Raw genomic sequence first — 17,057 nt, 5'->3', positions numbered from 1 at the left:
CACCCCTCAGTAGGAACGTTGGCCGACGAGCTCACGGCGCGCCGCGAGGCGGCTGCCGGACTCCCGGCGTGAGGACTTCAGCAGGAGCCGCGGAGCGAGCAGCAGCCCCAGCAGGGTCCACGCGCCGAGCACGCCGAAGGTCTGCCAGTGCTGCCAGCTCCGGCCTGTCTCCGCCACCAGCGCGCTGTCGGGAAGGAGGGCGGAACGGATGCCCTGGGCGATCCACTTCAGGGGGAAGACCTCGCCGGTGATCCGCAGCCACCGCGGCATGCTCGTGACCGGGAAGAAGATCCCCGAGATGAAGAGGAGTCCGAGCATGGGGATCATCACCCAGGCCAGGGCCTGGCGTGGGTTGGGCAGCATCGCGCCGACCGCGGCGCCGAGCAGGGAGAGCGCGACCAGACCCAGCGTGGTCACCCACAGCAGGGTGCCCCACTGATCCGCGCTCCGGGGGAAGCCCGAGTCGGTGGTGAGCGCGCCTGTGGCCAGCAGCAGCGCGGTGCTCAGGCCGGCGATCGCGAGGACCATCACCGTCTTGCCCACGAGGTAGGCGGCCATGCCGCCAGGCGTGCCGCGCAGGCGCAGCAGCGTGCCGTCCTCGCGCTCGGTGGCCAGTTGCTGCGGCAGCCAGACCATCGCGATCATGGCGAGGAGCGCGGCGACGCTTCCGGCGATCACCATGCGCGAGGAAGGAACCGGGCTGCCGGGGATGGTGCCGGTCTGGAACGACGCGGTGAGCAGGAACATCGCCGGATTGGCCAGATGGCTCAGGTACTCGCGCGGGGTGCGTGCGGTCTGCCGCAGTTCGGTCCGCCCTCGGTGCAGCCCAACGGCAAGGGACTGTCGGCTGATCACGCTTCCTCCTGGTGGAGCATGCCCAGATAGGTGTCCTCCAGCGTGGGCCGGCGCACCTCCAGGTCAGGGATGGGTCCGCCGAGCCGGGTGTGGAGGTCCCACACCAGAGCGGAGGGGTCCTTGGTGTGCTGCCGACACCGTCGGCCGTCCTCGGACCACCGCACGTCGGCGTCGGCCTGGATCTGCGCGGCCAGTTCGTCGATGGACCCCGCGGCGACGAGCCGGCCGGCGACGAGTACCGCGATGCGGTCGGCCAGCCGCTCGGCCTCGGCGAGGTCGTGGGTGGTGAGCAGGACCGTCATGCCTTCGACCGAGCTCAGCCGCTCCACCAGTGTGTGAAAGTCGCGCCGTGCTTCCGGGTCGAACCCGGTGGTCGGTTCGTCGAGGAAGAGCAGCTCGGGCCGGCCGATGATGCCCAGCGCGACGTCCAGACGCCGCCGCTGGCCTCCGGAGAGCTTCTGGCACTCCTGGCCGGCCTGCTCCGACAGCCCGACGGTTTCCAGCAGCTCGCCCGCGTCGCGCGGATTCGGGTAGTACCGCGCGAAGTGCTCGACCAACTCCCCGACCCGCCACCGGGCGTGGTCGCGCCAGGACTGCATGACGATCCCCAGCCGTGCCCGCCAGGCGTCGTCGGCGTGCTCGGGATCGGTGCCCAGCACGCTGACGTCACCACCGGAGCGCCGCCGGAAACCCTCCAGGATCTCGATGGTGGTGCTCTTACCGGCCCCGTTGGGCCCCAGCAGCGCCAGCACCTCCCCCCGCCGCACCTCCAGATCCACTCCGTGGAGCACATCACGTGCGTTGTAGCGCATCCGCAGGTTCCGTATGAGGATCGCGGGAGGGACGGGTTCGGAATTCGCTGCCGTCACCGGCGGCGCTGCTGAGGGAAGGGCCATATCGCTGGACCCTAACGACGGAACGATCTTCGCCGGCGCTCCCGGGGCAAGTTGGCCCAGCCCCGAGGTGTCCTTCCCCGGCCGCCACATATAGGCCCTGACCAGATACAACGCGTCTTCCGGCCGCCGGTTTCCCAAGTAATGGAGCCGCGTAGTTTTTTGGCAGTCAAACCCGGACCCGCAGACCCAACGGACGGAACCCAGGGAGTTCCCGGAAGAGCCAGAGGGTGCGGTTGAAACCAGCCTTTCTCGTCACCCGAAGCTCGCAACTGCGTGGGGCTACCCCGGAGCGGCACTTCCCCAATCGTGCTGAGACTCATGCGGGGAATCTCGCCCAGGTTCCATGTCGCCGAGGCTGTACCGATGTGCCAAGTAGAGTGCCGTGCCCACGTCCTACTCAGGCTTGCTGATCGTGCTGGCATCAGCGCAGGTGGCGGACGTATTCAAGTGCCAACTGGCAAGCCCGGTCACAGCGCCTTTTCGTACGGTCGTTGGGGGCGCGGGTCAGCCGAGCTGCCCGGACGGCCGCATGGTGATGTGGTTGATGTCCACGCCCGCGGGCTGGTTGACGGCGAAGACGATCGTGTCCGCGATGTGCTCGGCGGTCATAGCCGGCGCCGCCTCGGGGGTGCCGCCGCGCTGGTCCCAGAACGGGGTGTCGACCACCCCGGGGGCGATGACGGTCACGCCGACCCCGTCCTTGCCGACCAGCAGCCGGGTGTTCTCGGCCAGCGCGTGCGCGGCCCACTTGGTGACCGAGTACAGGTTGCCGGGCGTGTTGCGCACCCCGGCGACCGAACCGATGATCACGATCCGGCCCTTGGACTCCCTGAGGTGCGGCAGGGTCTCCCGCACCAGCAGGGCCGGGCCCAGGACGTTGGTGAGGACCATCGCGCGCATGTCCTCGGGGGCGTGGCTCTCCAGGTTGCCGGGCAGCGAGAAACCGGCGTTGGCGATGACGTTGTCCAGCCGGCCCCACCCGTCCACCACATGGCGCACGGCGGAGGCGACGTCGTGTTCGTCGCTGGTGTCGCCTGTGATCGTCAGCAGCCGCTCGCCCGCCGCGGCCGAAGCGGCGAAGGCGGCGAGCTTGTCCGTGTCACGTCCGGTGACGGCCACGCGGTGGCCCTGCTTGAGCAGGGCGCGGGCGGTGGCCGCGCCGATTCCGGTCGAGCCACCGGTGATCAGCGTGACGGGTTCCATGGGGCGGCCTCCTCAGTGGTGCGGTCATCGGGGCTCGACCAGGGTACGGAGTCCATGACTGAGCGTCATGGAAACCGCAAGGGCACCTCTCCGTAACTGGGCCGAGGTGAAGGGGGAAGCCCTGCGTCGCGCTCTCGTTGAGACGTCCACGCCACCCACAGCAGGATCGCCAAGCCCCCTAGGGCAACGCCGACCACATCCGTGACGGTGGGTCCCCGGCCCGACGGCATCACCATGAGAACCAGAACGACGACCGCTGTCTTGATCCGGGTGTCCGCCAGCGCGCCCCATGCGACCGTGGCCAGGGGTACCGCCCCCCACAGCAAGTACCAGCCCTGCACGGCGGGAGCGCACACCACCAGGGCCAACAGACCCAGGGCCGCTGCGCGTTCGGCGCCGAGGCGAGGAGCGCGCGCCAGGAAGTACAGGGCCCCGCAGAGCCCTGCCAAGGTCCCGAGCGTACGCATCACCGTCACCGGGTCCGGTGTGGTGACCCACCCGGCTTCGGCCCCGATCCACCTCAGCAGCCGGCCGACGTCCGTGGTCACCGACATCGGCGTGTACGAGTGGGTCGGTGTGCGGATCGTGTCGAGCCAACCCCAGCCCAGCCCACAGAGCGCCACCGTCAGTACCAGCGTCCCGACGGCTGCGAGGAGGATCCCCGCCGCGCGGCCCAGACGTCGCCACCAGCCCGTCTGTCCGGCGACCGCCACCAGAGCGGCGCACCCCAGGGCCACCGCGGCCGGGGCCTTCACCAACGCGGCGCACGTCAGCACGACAACGCCCAGAACCCATCGTCCGGACCGGCACGCCACAAGACCGGCCATCATCAAGCCGAGCATCAGCGCCTCGTTGTGCGCCCCGCCCACCAGGTGGGCCAGCACCAGTGGATTCAGCGGTGCCGCCCACCAGGCTCCCGCGCCGTCGCCGCCCGACCGCGTCGCGAGCCGCTGAACCGACCAGGCCAGCAGGGCGAGTCCGGCGAGCGCGGCCACCCGATGGAGGAAGACGGCGGCGACCACATGGTGTTCGCCGGTCACGAAGACCACGGCTCGGCTCACCAGAACGGACAGTGGCCCGTACGGAGCCGGGGCGTCCTGCCACACCTGAGGGACGTTCGCGGCGAGCGGCCCGCCGAGTGCGGAGGGGCCGATCTCGTACACGTTCCAGGAGCGCCCGGCCAGTGCGCCCTGGGCCACGTAGCTGTAGATGTCCATGCTGAACAGCGCCGGCGCCGGGAGCAGAGGCAGCGCCCAGCCTCCCAGCGTGAGCCACTGCCGCCGTTTGCTCATCACCGCACCGGCCCGCAGCAGCGTGCCCAACTGCCACCAGGACCAGAGCAGCAGAGTGAGCCCCGCATACGCCGCCGTCGCACCGATCAGCGCGAGGGCGGGTCCGGGGGCTCCCCAGATCCCGTTCGGCAGGCCGCGCGGCAGAGCGCCGGCGCCCCAGGCACCGCATGAGAGCAGCACAGAACCCCACGTGCCGCGCTGTGCCCAGACCCGAATACCGCTATCCGCCGCTCTCATTCGCACGAAGGTAGAGCGCTTTCCGGATCGCTGCACCAGCTCTGCCCCAATGAACGGCAAACGCCGGATGTCGCCTGTGTCCGCGGCCGGGATGGGTCCATGGTCACAGCTTGGATCATGTGCCGCTGCCGAGTCCACAGGGCGTGCCCACGATATGGACATGTGGAGGGGCGAATTCCGGCCGGTGCAAACGATCCGACGGTACGTCCTCGCACCACACCGGAAGGCGCTCGTGAGCTCCACCCGGGTCATCCTCGCCGCCCCCGTCCTCGCCGCCCCGTCCTCGGCCTGACGGCCCTGCTGGCGTAGCGCTGGGAGCCGATCGGCTTCGACGCGGACGCGGAGGTACGGACGCGGTCCGGGACGGCGGCAGTCAAGACCTGAACCCCTGGGGCGACCATGTCAACTCACCGGTAGCGTGGTGCTGAAGCGCCAAGTGGAGATCCTTGATCGGCTGGGACCGCTGATGCGAGGGAGAGGCGGCGACGTGGTGGGCACAGGAGCGGCAGAGGGGCGGGGTGATCCCGGGCTCTTCGGGCCCGGGTCGGTTACCTGGCAGGTGCACGCGGATCCGATGATGTGGGTCGCCGGTGTGCGTGCGCTCTACTTCCAGGCGCTCCTTCCGCGCGCCGTGCGGGGCGTCATGCAGAACTCGGACTTCCGCAAGGATGCCTGGGGGCGGCTGATGCGGACGGCCGGGTTCGTCGGTACGACCACGTACGGGACCACTGAGGCCGCCGAGCGTGCCGGTGCCCGCGTGCGGAAGATCCACAGTCATCTCAAGGTCACCGACCCCGATACCGGTGAACGGTACGGCGTCGATGAGCCGGAGCTGCTCCTGTGGGTGCACTGCGCCGAGATCGACTCCTACCTCCATGTCGCGCGCCGCTCCGGGTTCCGGCTCACGGACGCGCAGGCCGACCAGTACATCGCCGAACACCGCACCAGCGCCCGGCTGGTGGGCCTCGACCCCGCCGACGTGCCCGGCGACCAAGCACAACTCGCCGCGTACTTCGAGCGGATGAGACCCCAGCTCGCCGCCGGTCCGGAGGCCCAGGACGTGGACGACTTCCTGCGCAGGCCGCCCGTCCACCCGCTGCTGATCCCGGCGCGCGCGACGCTCTGGAGGCGCGTGTCGCATCTGGCGTACGCCTCTCTGCCGCCTTACGCCCACGAGTTGTACGGCAGGCCGGCCCCGGCACCGGCCGCCGTGACCCGAGGGCTGCGGTTCACCGGCACCGTCCTGCGCTGCGTTCCCGCAGGTGTGCGCTGGCAACTCCCGCCGAAACACATCCTGCGCGCCATGTCACGACTCGGCCCCGGCAGCCGCCCGGCACCGTACAAAATCGGGAGTCGGACGGCCATACTGGACAGGCCGGGGAGGGCGCAGCGAGGCGACGGGGGCGACAGCGCGAGATGCCGGAGTCGGGGGAGACCAGGCTGATCCAGGGCCGGTACCGGCTGCTCGATCTCATCGGGCGGGGCGGTATGGGCGAAGTGTGGCGCGCCAGGGACGAGTCGCTCGGGCGCAGAGTCGCGGTCAAGTGCCTCAAGCCGATGGGGCCGCAGCACGACCAGTCCTTCACCCGGGTCCTGCGGGAGCGCTTCCGCAGGGAGGCCCGAGTGGCGGCCGCCCTTCAGCATCGCGGGGTGACCGTCGTCCACGACTTCGGCGAGCACGAAGGCGTGCTGTACCTCGTGATGGAGCTTCTGGAGGGCAAGAACCTCAGCCAGCTCCTGGAGGACAACAAGCAGCACCCGTTACCCGTCGCCGACATCGTCGAGATCGCCGGCCAGGTCTCGGCCGCGCTCGCCTACACGCATGAACAGGGCATCGTCCACCGTGACTTGAAGCCCGCGAACATCATGCGGCTCGCCGACGGCACGGTGAAGATCTGCGACTTCGGCATCGCGCGCCTCGGCCACGACATCGGCTTCACCTCACGCCTCACCGGCACCGGCATCGCGATGGGCACCCCGCACTACATGTCGCCCGAGCAGATCGGCGGCGACCATGTCGACCAGCGCAGCGACCTCTACTCGTTCGGCTGCGTGCTCTACGAGATCGCCACCGGAGCGCCGCCGTTCGACCTGGAGGACGCCTGGGCCGTCCTCGTCGGGCACCGCGACACCGTGCCCGAACCGCCTCGCACGCACCGGGCCGGGCTCCCCGGCTTCCTGGACCGGATCATCGTCGACCTCCTCGCGAAGGACCCGGACGAACGGCCGCGGGACGCCCGCGAACTGGCCCGGCGGATCGGTGACGGCCGTTCCCCGTCCGGATATGTGCCGACGGCGGCCACCGCCCCGGTACGGCAGACTGCGGTCGAGCCGCACCAGCCGGTGTCCCGTGAGCCGCGGCTGCCGTCCTGGACGCGCGGCATGACGACGGGCCACAAGGCGGCCGGCCCACCCCTGCTGCGCGGCACGCCGCCCGACGCGGCCGCGGGACTGGCCGGGGAGTGGATCACGCGCCCCGAGTCACGGCGCGGGGAGCAGCCTGTGCGTACGGAACGCCCCACGCCGGCACCGGAGTTGGTCGCCCATCTCGCCGCCCGGCACAATGCGGGCCTGAGCCTCGGCCGGCTCGGGCGCTGGGAGGAGGCCGGCGAGGTCCACCGCGCCGTCGCGGCGGAGCGCGAGCACGCGCTCGGCCCCGACCACCCCGAGACGCTCGCCAGCCGCTACGAGGTCGCCTTCACGCTCAGCCGCACCGGCCGCCCCGCCGACGCCCTGCGCGAGTACCGCCGTGTCACCGAGGGGTGCGAGCGGGTCCTCGGCCCCGAGCACCCCGAAACGCTCGGCACCCGGCAGGAAATGGCGTACGTCCTCGGCCAGTTGGGGCGCCACTTCGACGCGCACCAGGTGTACACATCGGTGCTCGCGGCGCGTGAGCGGGCCATGGGCCCCGACCATCCGGACACCCTGCGCTGCCGCCACAACCTCGCGTACAACCTCAGCCGGCTCGGGCGACTTGAGGACTCGTACCGCATGGCGCGCGAGGTCGCCTCGGCGCGCGCCCGCGTCCTCGGCGCCGGCCATCCGGACACGCTCGTCACGCGCTACGAAGTCGCTTACGCGCTAGGTCAGTTGGGGCGCTGGGCCGAGGCCCTGCGCACCTACCGCGAGGTGGCTGAGGCCCGCGGACAGGCGCTCGGCCCCGACCATCCGGACACACTCGCCTCGCGCTACGAGGTAGGCATCAGCCTCGGCCGGCTCGGCCGCAGCGCCGAGGCCCTCGGCCTCTACCGCGAGCTCATCGACGACCGTACGCGCGTCAGCGGCCCGGCCCACCCCGAGACCCTGCGCACCCGCCACGGCCTCGGCGTCAACCTGGGACGGATGGGCCGCTGGGAGGAAGCGCTCGCCGAGGCCCGCGACGTCTGCGCGATCCGCGCCCGGGTCCTCGGGGCCGATCACCCGGACACGCTGGTCAGCCGGCGCGAGGTGGCCGTCGGCCTCGGCTGGCTCGGCAGGTGGTCCGACGCGCTCACCGAGTACCGCCGGGTCGCCGCGGCCCGCGAACAGGTCCTCGGCGCCGACCACCCCGACACCCTCGCCAGCCGCAACGACGAGGCACACTGCCTGGAACAACTCGGCCGCGGCACGGAGGCGGTCGAGCTGTACCGCCGAGTGGCGGCGCTGCGCCAGCAGCGGGCGTCGGGGGAACACTGAGTCGGGGGGACACTCTGGCCCGGCATGATCCGCTCGTGTTACCAAGAGGGATGCCAGCACACGAGCGCTACGACGTCGTCATTGTCGGCGGAGGTCACAACGGCCTCGTCGCCGCCGCCTACCTCGCCCGGGCCGGACGTTCCGTCCTGGTTCTCGAGCGGCTCGGCACCACCGGCGGTGCCGCCGTGTCGACGCGGCCCTTCGCCGGGGTCGACGCGCGCCTGTCGCGGTACTCGTACCTGGTCAGCCTGCTGCCCCACAAGATCGTCGACGATCTCGGGCTCGACTTCGCCGTGCGCGGCCGCACCGTGTCCTCGTACACGCCGACCGAGCGCGACGGGCGGGCGACCGGGCTGCTCGTCGGCGGTGGTGAGGAGCGCACCCGCGCCTCCTTCGAGCGCCTCACCGGCGGCGGGCGCGAGTACGCGGCCTGGACCGACTTCTACGAGACGACCCGCCGCGTCGCCGAGCGGGTCTTCCCCACGCTCACCGAGCCGCTGCCGACCAGGGACGCGCTCCGGCAGCGCGTCGACGACGAGGCCGCCTGGCGGATGCTCTTCGAGGAGCCGATCGGCGCCGCCGTCGAGGAGCGCTTCAGGGACGACCTGGTGCGCGGCGTGGTCCTCACCGATGCCCTCATCGGTACGTTCGCCGACGCCCACGACGCCTCCCTCCAGCAGAACCGCTGTTTCCTCTACCACGTGATCGGCAACGGCACCGGCGACTGGGACGTGCCCGTCGGCGGCATGGGCGCCCTCACCGACGCCCTCGCAAGCGCCGCCCGCGCGGCCGGCGCCGAGCTCGTGACCGGGCACGAGGTGACCCGCGTCGAGACTGAGGGGCGGTACGCCGAGGTGAGTTACGAGTCGGAGCGCGGCGCGGGCCGCGTCGGCGCCGGGCACGTGCTCGTCAACGCGTCGCCGCAGGCCCTCGCCGCCCTCGTCGGCGACGAGCCGCCCGCCCCGGCCGAGGGTGCGCAGCTCAAGGTCAACATGCTCCTGACCCGGCTGCCGAAGCTGCGCGACACGTCCGTCGACCCGCGCGAGGCGTTCGCCGGGACGTTCCATATCGCCGAGGGCTACGAGCAGTTGGCGACCGCGTACGGCCAGGCGGCGGCCGGGTCACTGCCCGCGGCGCCCCCGTCGGAGATCTACTGCCACTCGCTGACCGACCCGAGCATCCTCGCCCCGGACCTCGTCGCGCGCGGCTACCAGACCCTCACCCTGTTCGGCCTGCACACGCCCGCCCGGCTCTTCGCGGGCGACAACGACGCCGCCCGCGCCGAGCTCCTCAAAGCCACCCTCGCCCAGCTCGACGCGCAGCTCGCCGAGCCGATCGAGGACTGCCTCGCCCCGGACGCCGACGGCCGGCCGTGCATCGAGGCGAAGACCCCGCTCGACCTGGAGCGGGACCTGCGCCTGCCGGGCGGCAACATCTTCCACCGCGACCTGTCCTTCCCGTACTCCCAGGAGGGGACGGGCCGTTGGGGCGTCGAGACCGCCCACGCCAACGTCCTGCTGTGCGGCGCGGGCGCCGTGCGCGGCGGCGGGGTCAGCGGGATCCCCGGGCACAACGCGGCGATGGCCGTACTCGGGAAGTGAGCCGCCGGCCCCAGACCCCCGACTCAAGCCGTCGGCTCAGGCCCGGCCCAGGCCCCCGAAGGGGGCCCGCGCCCCGCTCAGTCCTGCGACGGTGACCACCCCACCGCCTCGATCCGCGCCGCGTCGGACGGGCGTGCCTCGTCGAACACGGTCCGGCGGCCGTCGGTGACGCCCACCCCGTCCACGTACACCCCGCGCCCCACGTACAACTGATCGGTCGCGTAGCGCCAGCGCAGGCGGACCTGGCTGCCCTTGAAGGCGCCGAGGGCGGCGGTCAGGCGGTGCCAGGCGCGGCCCGACCAGCCGTCGGCCGTGCCCTTGGGGTGGTCCTCGGCGTCCTCTCCCTTGCGGGTGGTCGTGAACGGCAGGGCCTGCCAGGTCGCCCCGGCGTCGGCCGAAGCCTCCAGGTACAGGAAGTCGGAGTGCGGCTCCGTGTCCCACCACAGGTCGCAGGCAAGGCTCGCCGTGTCGGAGGTGACGTCGAGGCCGGGCAGCGTGAGCGTCGCCGACGTGGCGCTCACCATGCCGGAGAACCAGGCGGTGCGGCCGTGCGCGGGTCGTACGGCGACGGCGCGGGCGAGGTTGTTCGCGGTGGCGACCCGGGGAGCGGAGCCGGATCGCCACGTACGAACGGGGTGCACGGAGTTGCCGAGCACGATGAGGAACGAGTCCGTCGTCGGGTCGAGGACGATGGACGTGCCCGTGAAGCCGGTGTGCCCGGCCGTGCGTGGCGTCGCCATCGCGCCCATGTACCAGTGCTGGTAGAGCTCGAAGCCGAGGCCGTGCTCGTCGCCGGGGAAAGCCTGGTTGAAGTCGGTGAACAGCAGCCGTACCGAGTCCTCGGACAGGATGCGCGCCTCGCCGTACGAACCCTTGTTGAGGAGTGTGCGGCCGAGGATCGCGAGGTCCCACGCGCAGGAGAAGACACCGGCGTGGCCCGCCACACCACCCAGCCCGAACGCGTTCTCGTCGTGCACCTCGCCCCAGACGAGTCCGCGGTCGAGGCCGGACCAGGGCAGGCGCGCGTCCTCCGTCGCGGCGATCTTCGGCTTCCACGAGGCGGGCGGGTTGTAGCGGGTGCGGCGCATGCCGAGGGGGCCCGTGATCCGCTCGCGCAGGAGCACGTCCAGGCTCTGGCCCGTCAGCTTCTCCAGGACCAGCTGGAGCGAGATCAGATTGAGGTCGGAGTAGAGGTACACGGTGCCGGGCGGGTTGAGAGGCGCCTCGTTCCAGATGAGGCGGAGCTGGCCCTCGCGCGTCGTCTCCTTGTAGAGGGGGATCCAGGCGCGGAATCCCGAGGTGTGCGTGAGGAGTTGACGGATCGTGATGTCCTGCTTGCCGGCGCCCGCGAAGTCGGGGATGTACGAGGCGACCGTGGCCTCCAGCTCCAGCTTGCCGCGCTCGATCTCCTGTACGGCGATGAGCGAGGTGAACAGCTTCGAGACGGAGGCCAGGTCGTAGACCGTGTCCTCGGCCGCCGCGATCTGCTGGTCGGCGGGGAACTCCACACCCGTGTCGGTCTTGTCGTCGTAGGCCGAGTAGCGCACAGCCTTGCCGATCGGCTGGTGGAGTGCGACCGTGCCGCCGCGGCCGGCGAGCAGTACGGCGCCCGCGTACCAGGGGTGCTTGGGGGAGGGGGCGAGGAACTTCTCGGCGTCGGCGACGAGTTGGCGCAAATGCCCGGCGATCAGGCCGGCCCGCTCGGGGGACCCGCGGCGCAGCGTGGTTCCTTGCCCGTCGGCGTGCCCGCCCGTGGGTGTGTCCGCCGCTGAGGCGGGCCCCGCCGGGAACGGGGCAATGGCCAGTGCCCCACCCAATGCCAGTACACCCGCGCCCAGTTGGCGACGGGACAGCCCGTCGTCCGTGTCGTGCAATCTGCCCGCCGCGCCGTCGGTCATGAACGAACCCCTTCTGAAAGAATCTTTCGGGATCTAGCTCGACGCATGAAACTTTCATGTCAGCTTCCGGTCGTGTCAAGCCTCGGAAATGCGTCGCAGAAATCTGACGCAGCATCAGAAAGTGTCTTCCCTCGTTCGCAGGAGTGCGGCATTCTGCGCCCATGCAGACGGAGCTGAGCAAGAAACTGGGGATCGAGCACGCCATCTTCGGCTTCACGCCCTTCCCGGCGGTGGCCGCCGCCATCAGTAGGGCCGGAGGGTTCGGCGTGCTCGGCGCGGTCCGCTACACCGCACCCGACGACCTGGCCCGCGATCTCGACTGGATGCAGGAGCACGTCGACGGCGCGCCCTACGGGCTCGATGTCGTGATGCCCGCGAAGAAGGTCGAGGGCCCCAACCACCAGAAACTGACCGAGGCCGACATCGAGGCGATGATCCCCGAAGGACACCGCCAGTTCGTCACAGACACCCTCGCCAAGCACGGGGTGCCCGGGCTCGCCGAGGGCGAGGCTTCGGGCTGGCGCATCACCGGCTGGATGGAGCAGGTCGCCCGCAGCCAGCTGGATGTCGCCTTCGACTACCCGATCAAACTCCTTGCCAACGCGCTCGGTTCACCGCCCGCCGACGTCATCCAGCGCGCCCACGACCACGACGTCCTCGTAGCCGCTCTCGCGGGCAGCGCCCGGCACGCCCGTAAACACGCGGACGCCGGCATCGACATCGTCGTCGCGCAGGGCTACGAGGCAGGCGGACACACCGGCGAGATCGCCTCCATGGTGCTCACGCCCGAAGCGGTCGACGCCGTGGCCCCGCTGCCCGTCCTCGCGGCCGGCGGCATCGGCAGCGGGGAACAGATCGCGGCGGCCCTCGCGCTCGGCGCCCAGGGCGTCTGGCTCGGCTCCCTCTGGCTCACCACCACCGAGGCCGACCTCCACTCCCGCGCACTCACCGCCAAACTCCTCGCGGCCGGCTCCGGCGACACCGTCCGCTCCCGCGCCCTGACCGGCAAGCCCGCGCGCCAGCTCCGCACGGAGTGGACCGACGCCTGGGACGACCCGTCGGGCCCCGGCACCCTGCCCATGCCCCTCCAGGGGCTGCTCGTCGCCGAGGCCGTCTCCCGTATCCAGAAGTACGAGGTCGATCCGCTGCTCGGCACGCCCGTCGGGCAGATCGTCGGCCGGATGACGAGCGAACGCCCCGTCCAGGCCGTGTTCGACGACCTCACGCGCGGCTTCGAGCGCGCCGTCGACCGCATCAACCGCATCGCAGGAAGGAGCGGCCAGTCGTGAGCACCGGCCCCAGCCCCAACAGCGCGCCCCCCAACGGATTCTGGGCCCAGGCCACCGCGGATCCCGGCCGGACCGCCGTCGTCGCACCCGACGGGGAGGAGTGGACCGCCGGCCGGCTGCACGCCGACGTCAACAAGCTCGTGCACGGTCTGCGGGCCGCCGGGCTCGAACGAGGCGACGCGTTCGCCGTCGTCCTGCCCAACGGAGTCGAGTTCTTCACCGCGTATCTCGCCGCCGCCCAGGCCGGCTTCTACCTCGTCCCGGTCAACCACCATCTGGTCGGCCCCGAGATCGCCTGGATCGTCGCCGACTCCGGAGCGAAGGTCCTCATCGCACACGAGCGGTTCGCCGAACAGGCCGTGGCCGCCGCCGACGAGGCGGCACTCCCGGCAGGGCGGCGGTACGCGGTCGGAGCCATCGACGGCTTCCGCCCGTACGTCCAACTCCTCGACGGACAGCCCGAGTCGGTGCCGGACAACCGCACTCTCGGCTGGGTCATGAACTACACCTCGGGCACCACGGGCCGCCCCCGCGGCATCCGCCGCCCCCTGCCCGGCAAGCTTCCCGAGGAGACCTACCTCGGCGGCTTCCTCGGCATCTTCGGCATCAAGCCGTTCGACGACAATGTCCACCTCGTCTGCTCGCCGCTCTACCACACCGCCGTGCTCCAGTTCGCCGGCGCGTCCCTGCACATCGGACACACCCTCGTCCTGATGGACAAGTGGACCCCCGAGGACATGCTGCGCCTCATCGACACCTTCAAGTGCACGCACACGCACATGGTGCCGACCCAGTTCCACCGCCTGCTCGCCCTGCCCGACAGCGTCAGGAGCGCGTACGACGTGTCGGCGATGCGGCACGCCATCCACGGCGCCGCGCCCTGCCCCGACCACGTCAAACGCGCGATGATCGACTGGTGGGGCCACAGCGTCGAGGAATACTACGCGGCCAGCGAGGGCGGCGGCGCCTTCGCGACCGCCGAGGACTGGCTGAAGAAGCCGGGCACGGTCGGCAAGGCGTGGCCGATCAGCGAACTCGCCGTGTTCGACGACGACGGCAACCGGCTGCCGCCCGGCGAACTCGGCACCGTCTACATGAAGATGAGCACCGGAGGATTCTCGTACCACAAGGACGAGACCAAGACGAAGAAGAACCGCATCGGCGACTTCTTCACCGTCGGCGACCTCGGCATTCTCGACGAGGACGGGTATCTCTTCCTCCGCGACCGCAAGATCGACATGATCATCTCGGGCGGCGTCAACATCTACCCCGCCGAGATCGAGTCCGCGCTCCTCACCCACCCGGCCATCGCCGACGCCGCGGCCTTCGGGATCCCCAACGACGACTGGGGCGAGGAGGTCAAGGCGGTCGTCGAACCCGCGGAGGGGCACATGGCCACAGACGCCCTCGCCGCCGAGATCCTCGCCCACTGCGAGCGCCAGCTCGCGGGCTACAAACGGCCGAAGAGCGTCGACTTCATCGAGGCGATGCCACGCGACCCGAACGGCAAGCTCTACAAGCGCCGTCTGCGCGACCCCTATTGGGAGGGCCGCACGCGCGCGATGTGACCCACGCGGAGGTGCGACGAAGGAGCGGCCGGGGGAGAGATCCGCGGGCCGCTCCCGTCGTTCAGCCGTGCACCCGCACCACCTTCAGTGCCGGTGACTCCAGGATGTCCTTCTCGCAGAAGCGAGAGGTCACCCAGTCGCCGTCCGAGTACAGCTGCGTCTGGTCGCTGTAGTGGGGCGAGTTGGGGTTCGAGGACTGGGAGTACGTCAGCAGGGTGCGGGCCACCGGGCAGGCGCCGCCGTTCCAGCCGACGGCCTGGATGTAGCTCGACCCGTGAACGACCTCCGTGTAGCCGCCCGCCTTGGCGTCCCACACCGTCTCGACCTTGTTCCACACACCGAGGGACTCCGTGCCGCCGTGGACGGGGACGCGCTTGCCGCCGCGTACGACGAACTGGTGCGCGCCGAGCGGGCCGTCCATGGCGATCCCGGCCGCCCGCAGCTCACCCACGGTGTCGGCGAGCGCGGTCGCGAAGCCCGGCGCTTGCGTGTTCAGCGTGTTCGGCGTGCGCACAGGGTCGGCGGCCGAGAACGGCACCTTCCACAGCTTGTCGCTCGGCACGGCCGCGGTGAGCTTGCGCCAGAACCGGTCGAAGAGCAGCGCTCCCCGGCTCGACGTGCGCATGGTGTGATCCCACTTCTTGAGCACATCGCAGGCCTGGCTCACCTCAACAGCCTTGCCGTCGCTTGCTGTTGCCGTGCCGCCGGGTAGCGCCGCGCACGCGCGCGCCGTGTCCGCCGCCGCCAGATCACCTGCGGGTACCCGGTCGGCGATCTTGCGTTGGCCAGCCATGCACTGTTGTTCGAGGTCTCCAAGTTCGCTGTCAGGGCGTACTTTAGACGTATGGTCAGGACCGAATGCACAGCGCTCCGCGCAGTCATCTACACCCGCATCTCGCACGACCCCAACGGCAATGCCGAAGGGGTCACCAGGCAGGAGGACGCCTGCCGTAAGCTCGCCGCCGAACTCGGCTGGGTCGTCATCGACGTCAAGACCGACGACGACCGCACCGCCATCGGCAAGAGCGGCCAGCGCGCCCGGCGCCCCGGATACGCGGCGCTACTCGACATGCTCGCCGCCCGCGAGGCGGACGCCGTGCTGGTCTGGCACACCGACCGCCTGTACCGCCAGGCCCGCGACCTTGAACCGCTCATCGAGATCGTGGACCGCACCCACGCCGTGATCCGCCCGGTCAGGCAGGGCGAGCTGGACCTCGCCAGCGCGTCCGGCCGGATGGTCGCCCGTATCCTCGCGAGTGTGTCCACGCATGAGGTCGAGCACGCTGTAGAGCGTATGAAGGACAAGAAGAAGGTCAACCGCGCCGCCGGGGTACACAACGGCGGCCCCCGCCCGTTCGGGTACCTGCCGGTCAAGCGCAAGGTCAAGGGTGAGGCCCCAGAGGTGCCGCAGGTCGACGAGAGGGAGGCCCGGCTGCTGCGCGAGGCTGCCGATGCGGTGCTGGCCCGAGCGGCCGATCCGGAATCCGGGCTCACCCTGGCGGGCATTTGCCGCTCCTGGAGCGGACAAGGCGTCCTCACCCCGCGCGGCAACGAGTGGACCGTGCCCAGTCTGCGCAAGACGCTTCTCTCTCCTCGCATCGCTGGCCGCATCGCGTACCAGGGTGAGGAGTTCGGCCCGGCGCAGTGGGACGCGATCCTGGAACATGACGTATGGCTCGCCGTGCGCAACGTGCTCAACGACAAGTCCCGCCGCTCGCACCTCAGCTCCGGCCACGACGGCAAGACGGTCACCTACCTGGGCTCCGGCCTGTACAAGTGCCACTGCGGGGCCGTCGTCCGCCCCGGCGGCGCCCACGCCGGAAAGCCGCAGCTCTACCGCTGCATAGCGAAGTCCCACATGGTCCGCACGACCGCGCCCGTGGACGACTTCGTGGAGCGAGCGGTCATCGCCCGGCTGGGCCGCGAGGACGTCCGAGCCGTGTTCTCCGCTCCGGTGGCGGGGGTCCCGGCGGGAACGCCCGACGAGGACCTGAATGCCCGTCACGCGGCGCTCACCGCCCGGCTGGAGGCGTTGGCCGAGACGTTCGCGGACGATGACGACTCCGACCCCGTCGCGTACCGCACCGCCGCCAGGAAGCTCAGGGAGAGACTCGCGGCCGTCGAGCAGCAGATCACCGACGCAGCCACGGCGGCAGCCATTGCTGCCGAGCCCGGCCCGCTCGTCGGCGTCGACCTGGCCGAGCTAGTCAGGCTGCACGCCGACGACCCCGAGGCCGCGCTGGCCTGGTGGCGCGAGACGTACACCCTGGACCGGCGGCGGAAGATCCTCACCACGCTGGCCACGGTCACCCTGCTGCCCGCGCGCCAGGGCCGCCCCGCCGGGTTCGTGCCCGGCTCCGGCAGAGGCTACTTCGCCCCTGAGAGCGTCCGCATCGAGTGGAACCACTGACCTTCCCCACGCTGCACGGCGGAGCCCGGCCGGGAAGCAACACCGGCCGGGCTCCGCCGTGCAGGGTCCGGCACGACCTTCCCGCGACGCGCGTCACCGGCCTTGATTTCGCGTCGGCCGGGGCACAGGATCG

11 protein-coding genes and 1 pseudogene are annotated in these 17,057 nt (G+C 71.0%); 6 read left to right on the top strand and 6 right to left on the bottom strand.

Translation table 11 applies throughout. From position 1 onward, the window contains the following. Positions 1-6 precede the first annotated feature (6 nt). The 4 genes from ACY0PA_RS05930 to mptB all read right to left on the bottom strand — a co-directional run bounded on the left by ACY0PA_RS05930 (position 7) and on the right by mptB (position 4,483). On the bottom strand, positions 7-855 hold the full coding sequence (locus ACY0PA_RS05930) for an ABC transporter permease (RefSeq protein ID WP_473083671.1): 849 nt from the start codon (positions 853-855) through the stop codon (positions 7-9). Next, a complete protein-coding gene (locus ACY0PA_RS05925; protein ID WP_473083670.1) occupies positions 852-1,667 on the bottom strand; it encodes an ABC transporter ATP-binding protein in 816 nt (271 codons plus the stop codon). Before ACY0PA_RS05925 ends, ACY0PA_RS05930 begins: the two co-directional genes overlap by 4 nt. A 588-nt stretch (positions 1,668-2,255) precedes the next feature. Beyond that, complete coding sequence (locus tag ACY0PA_RS05920) at positions 2,256-2,954, bottom strand: SDR family oxidoreductase (RefSeq protein WP_473083669.1); 699 nt, start codon at positions 2,952-2,954, stop codon at positions 2,256-2,258. 65 nt (positions 2,955-3,019) lie between these two features. Further along, entirely contained in the window at positions 3,020-4,483 is a 1,464-nt protein-coding gene (gene mptB / locus ACY0PA_RS05915) for a polyprenol phosphomannose-dependent alpha 1,6 mannosyltransferase MptB (RefSeq protein WP_473083668.1), read from the bottom strand. A 487-nt stretch (positions 4,484-4,970) separates the two neighbouring features. On the opposite strand from mptB, the gene ACY0PA_RS05910 reads away from it, so the two are divergent. The 3 genes from ACY0PA_RS05910 to ACY0PA_RS05900 are packed head-to-tail and all read left to right on the top strand — an operon-like array spanning position 4,971 to position 9,759. Continuing rightward, positions 4,971-5,927, top strand: a complete 957-nt coding sequence (locus ACY0PA_RS05910; protein ID WP_473083667.1) for an oxygenase MpaB family protein — start codon at positions 4,971-4,973, stop codon at positions 5,925-5,927. After that, a complete protein-coding gene (locus tag ACY0PA_RS05905; RefSeq protein WP_473083666.1) occupies positions 5,900-8,158 on the top strand; it encodes a serine/threonine-protein kinase in 2,259 nt (752 codons plus the stop codon). Before ACY0PA_RS05910 ends, ACY0PA_RS05905 begins: the two co-directional genes overlap by 28 nt. Positions 8,159-8,208: 50 nt before the next feature. After that, positions 8,209-9,759, top strand: a complete 1,551-nt coding sequence (locus ACY0PA_RS05900) for a phytoene desaturase family protein (RefSeq protein ID WP_473083665.1) — start codon at positions 8,209-8,211, stop codon at positions 9,757-9,759. A gap of 77 nt (positions 9,760-9,836) precedes the next feature. On the opposite strand, the gene ACY0PA_RS05895 is transcribed toward ACY0PA_RS05900, so the two are convergent. Then, positions 9,837-11,657: a serine hydrolase domain-containing protein gene (locus ACY0PA_RS05895; RefSeq protein WP_473083664.1), complete on the bottom strand. Its 1,821-nt coding sequence runs from the start codon at positions 11,655-11,657 to the stop codon at positions 9,837-9,839. Between the two features lie 161 nt (positions 11,658-11,818). Between ACY0PA_RS05895 and ACY0PA_RS05890 the strand changes: the two genes are divergently transcribed. Then, the gene (locus ACY0PA_RS05890; protein WP_473083663.1) at positions 11,819-12,946 is read left to right on the top strand and encodes an NAD(P)H-dependent flavin oxidoreductase; all 1,128 of its coding nucleotides are present in this window, start codon (positions 11,819-11,821) and stop codon (positions 12,944-12,946) included. Further along, on the top strand, positions 12,943-14,514 hold the full coding sequence (locus ACY0PA_RS05885; RefSeq protein ID WP_473083662.1) for an acyl-CoA synthetase: 1,572 nt from the start codon (positions 12,943-12,945) through the stop codon (positions 14,512-14,514). Before ACY0PA_RS05890 ends, ACY0PA_RS05885 begins: the two co-directional genes overlap by 4 nt. Before the next feature lie 61 nt (positions 14,515-14,575). On the opposite strand, the pseudogene ACY0PA_RS05880 reads toward ACY0PA_RS05885, so the two are convergent. After that, positions 14,576-15,298 (bottom strand): annotated as a pseudogene (locus ACY0PA_RS05880) (penicillin acylase family protein); the annotation flags it as partial. A gap of 60 nt (positions 15,299-15,358) precedes the next feature. Here ACY0PA_RS05880 and ACY0PA_RS05875 point away from each other — a divergent pair. Further along, positions 15,359-16,924, top strand: coding sequence for a recombinase family protein (locus tag ACY0PA_RS05875; protein ID WP_473083661.1), 1,566 nt, complete (start codon positions 15,359-15,361; stop codon positions 16,922-16,924). Positions 16,925-17,057 lie beyond the last annotated feature (133 nt).

The organism is Streptomyces sp. DS1-CR2, assembly GCF_055760475.1.
Note: the sequence above shows the minus strand (reverse complement) of the source record. Positions and strands in the feature narration are given on the sequence as shown.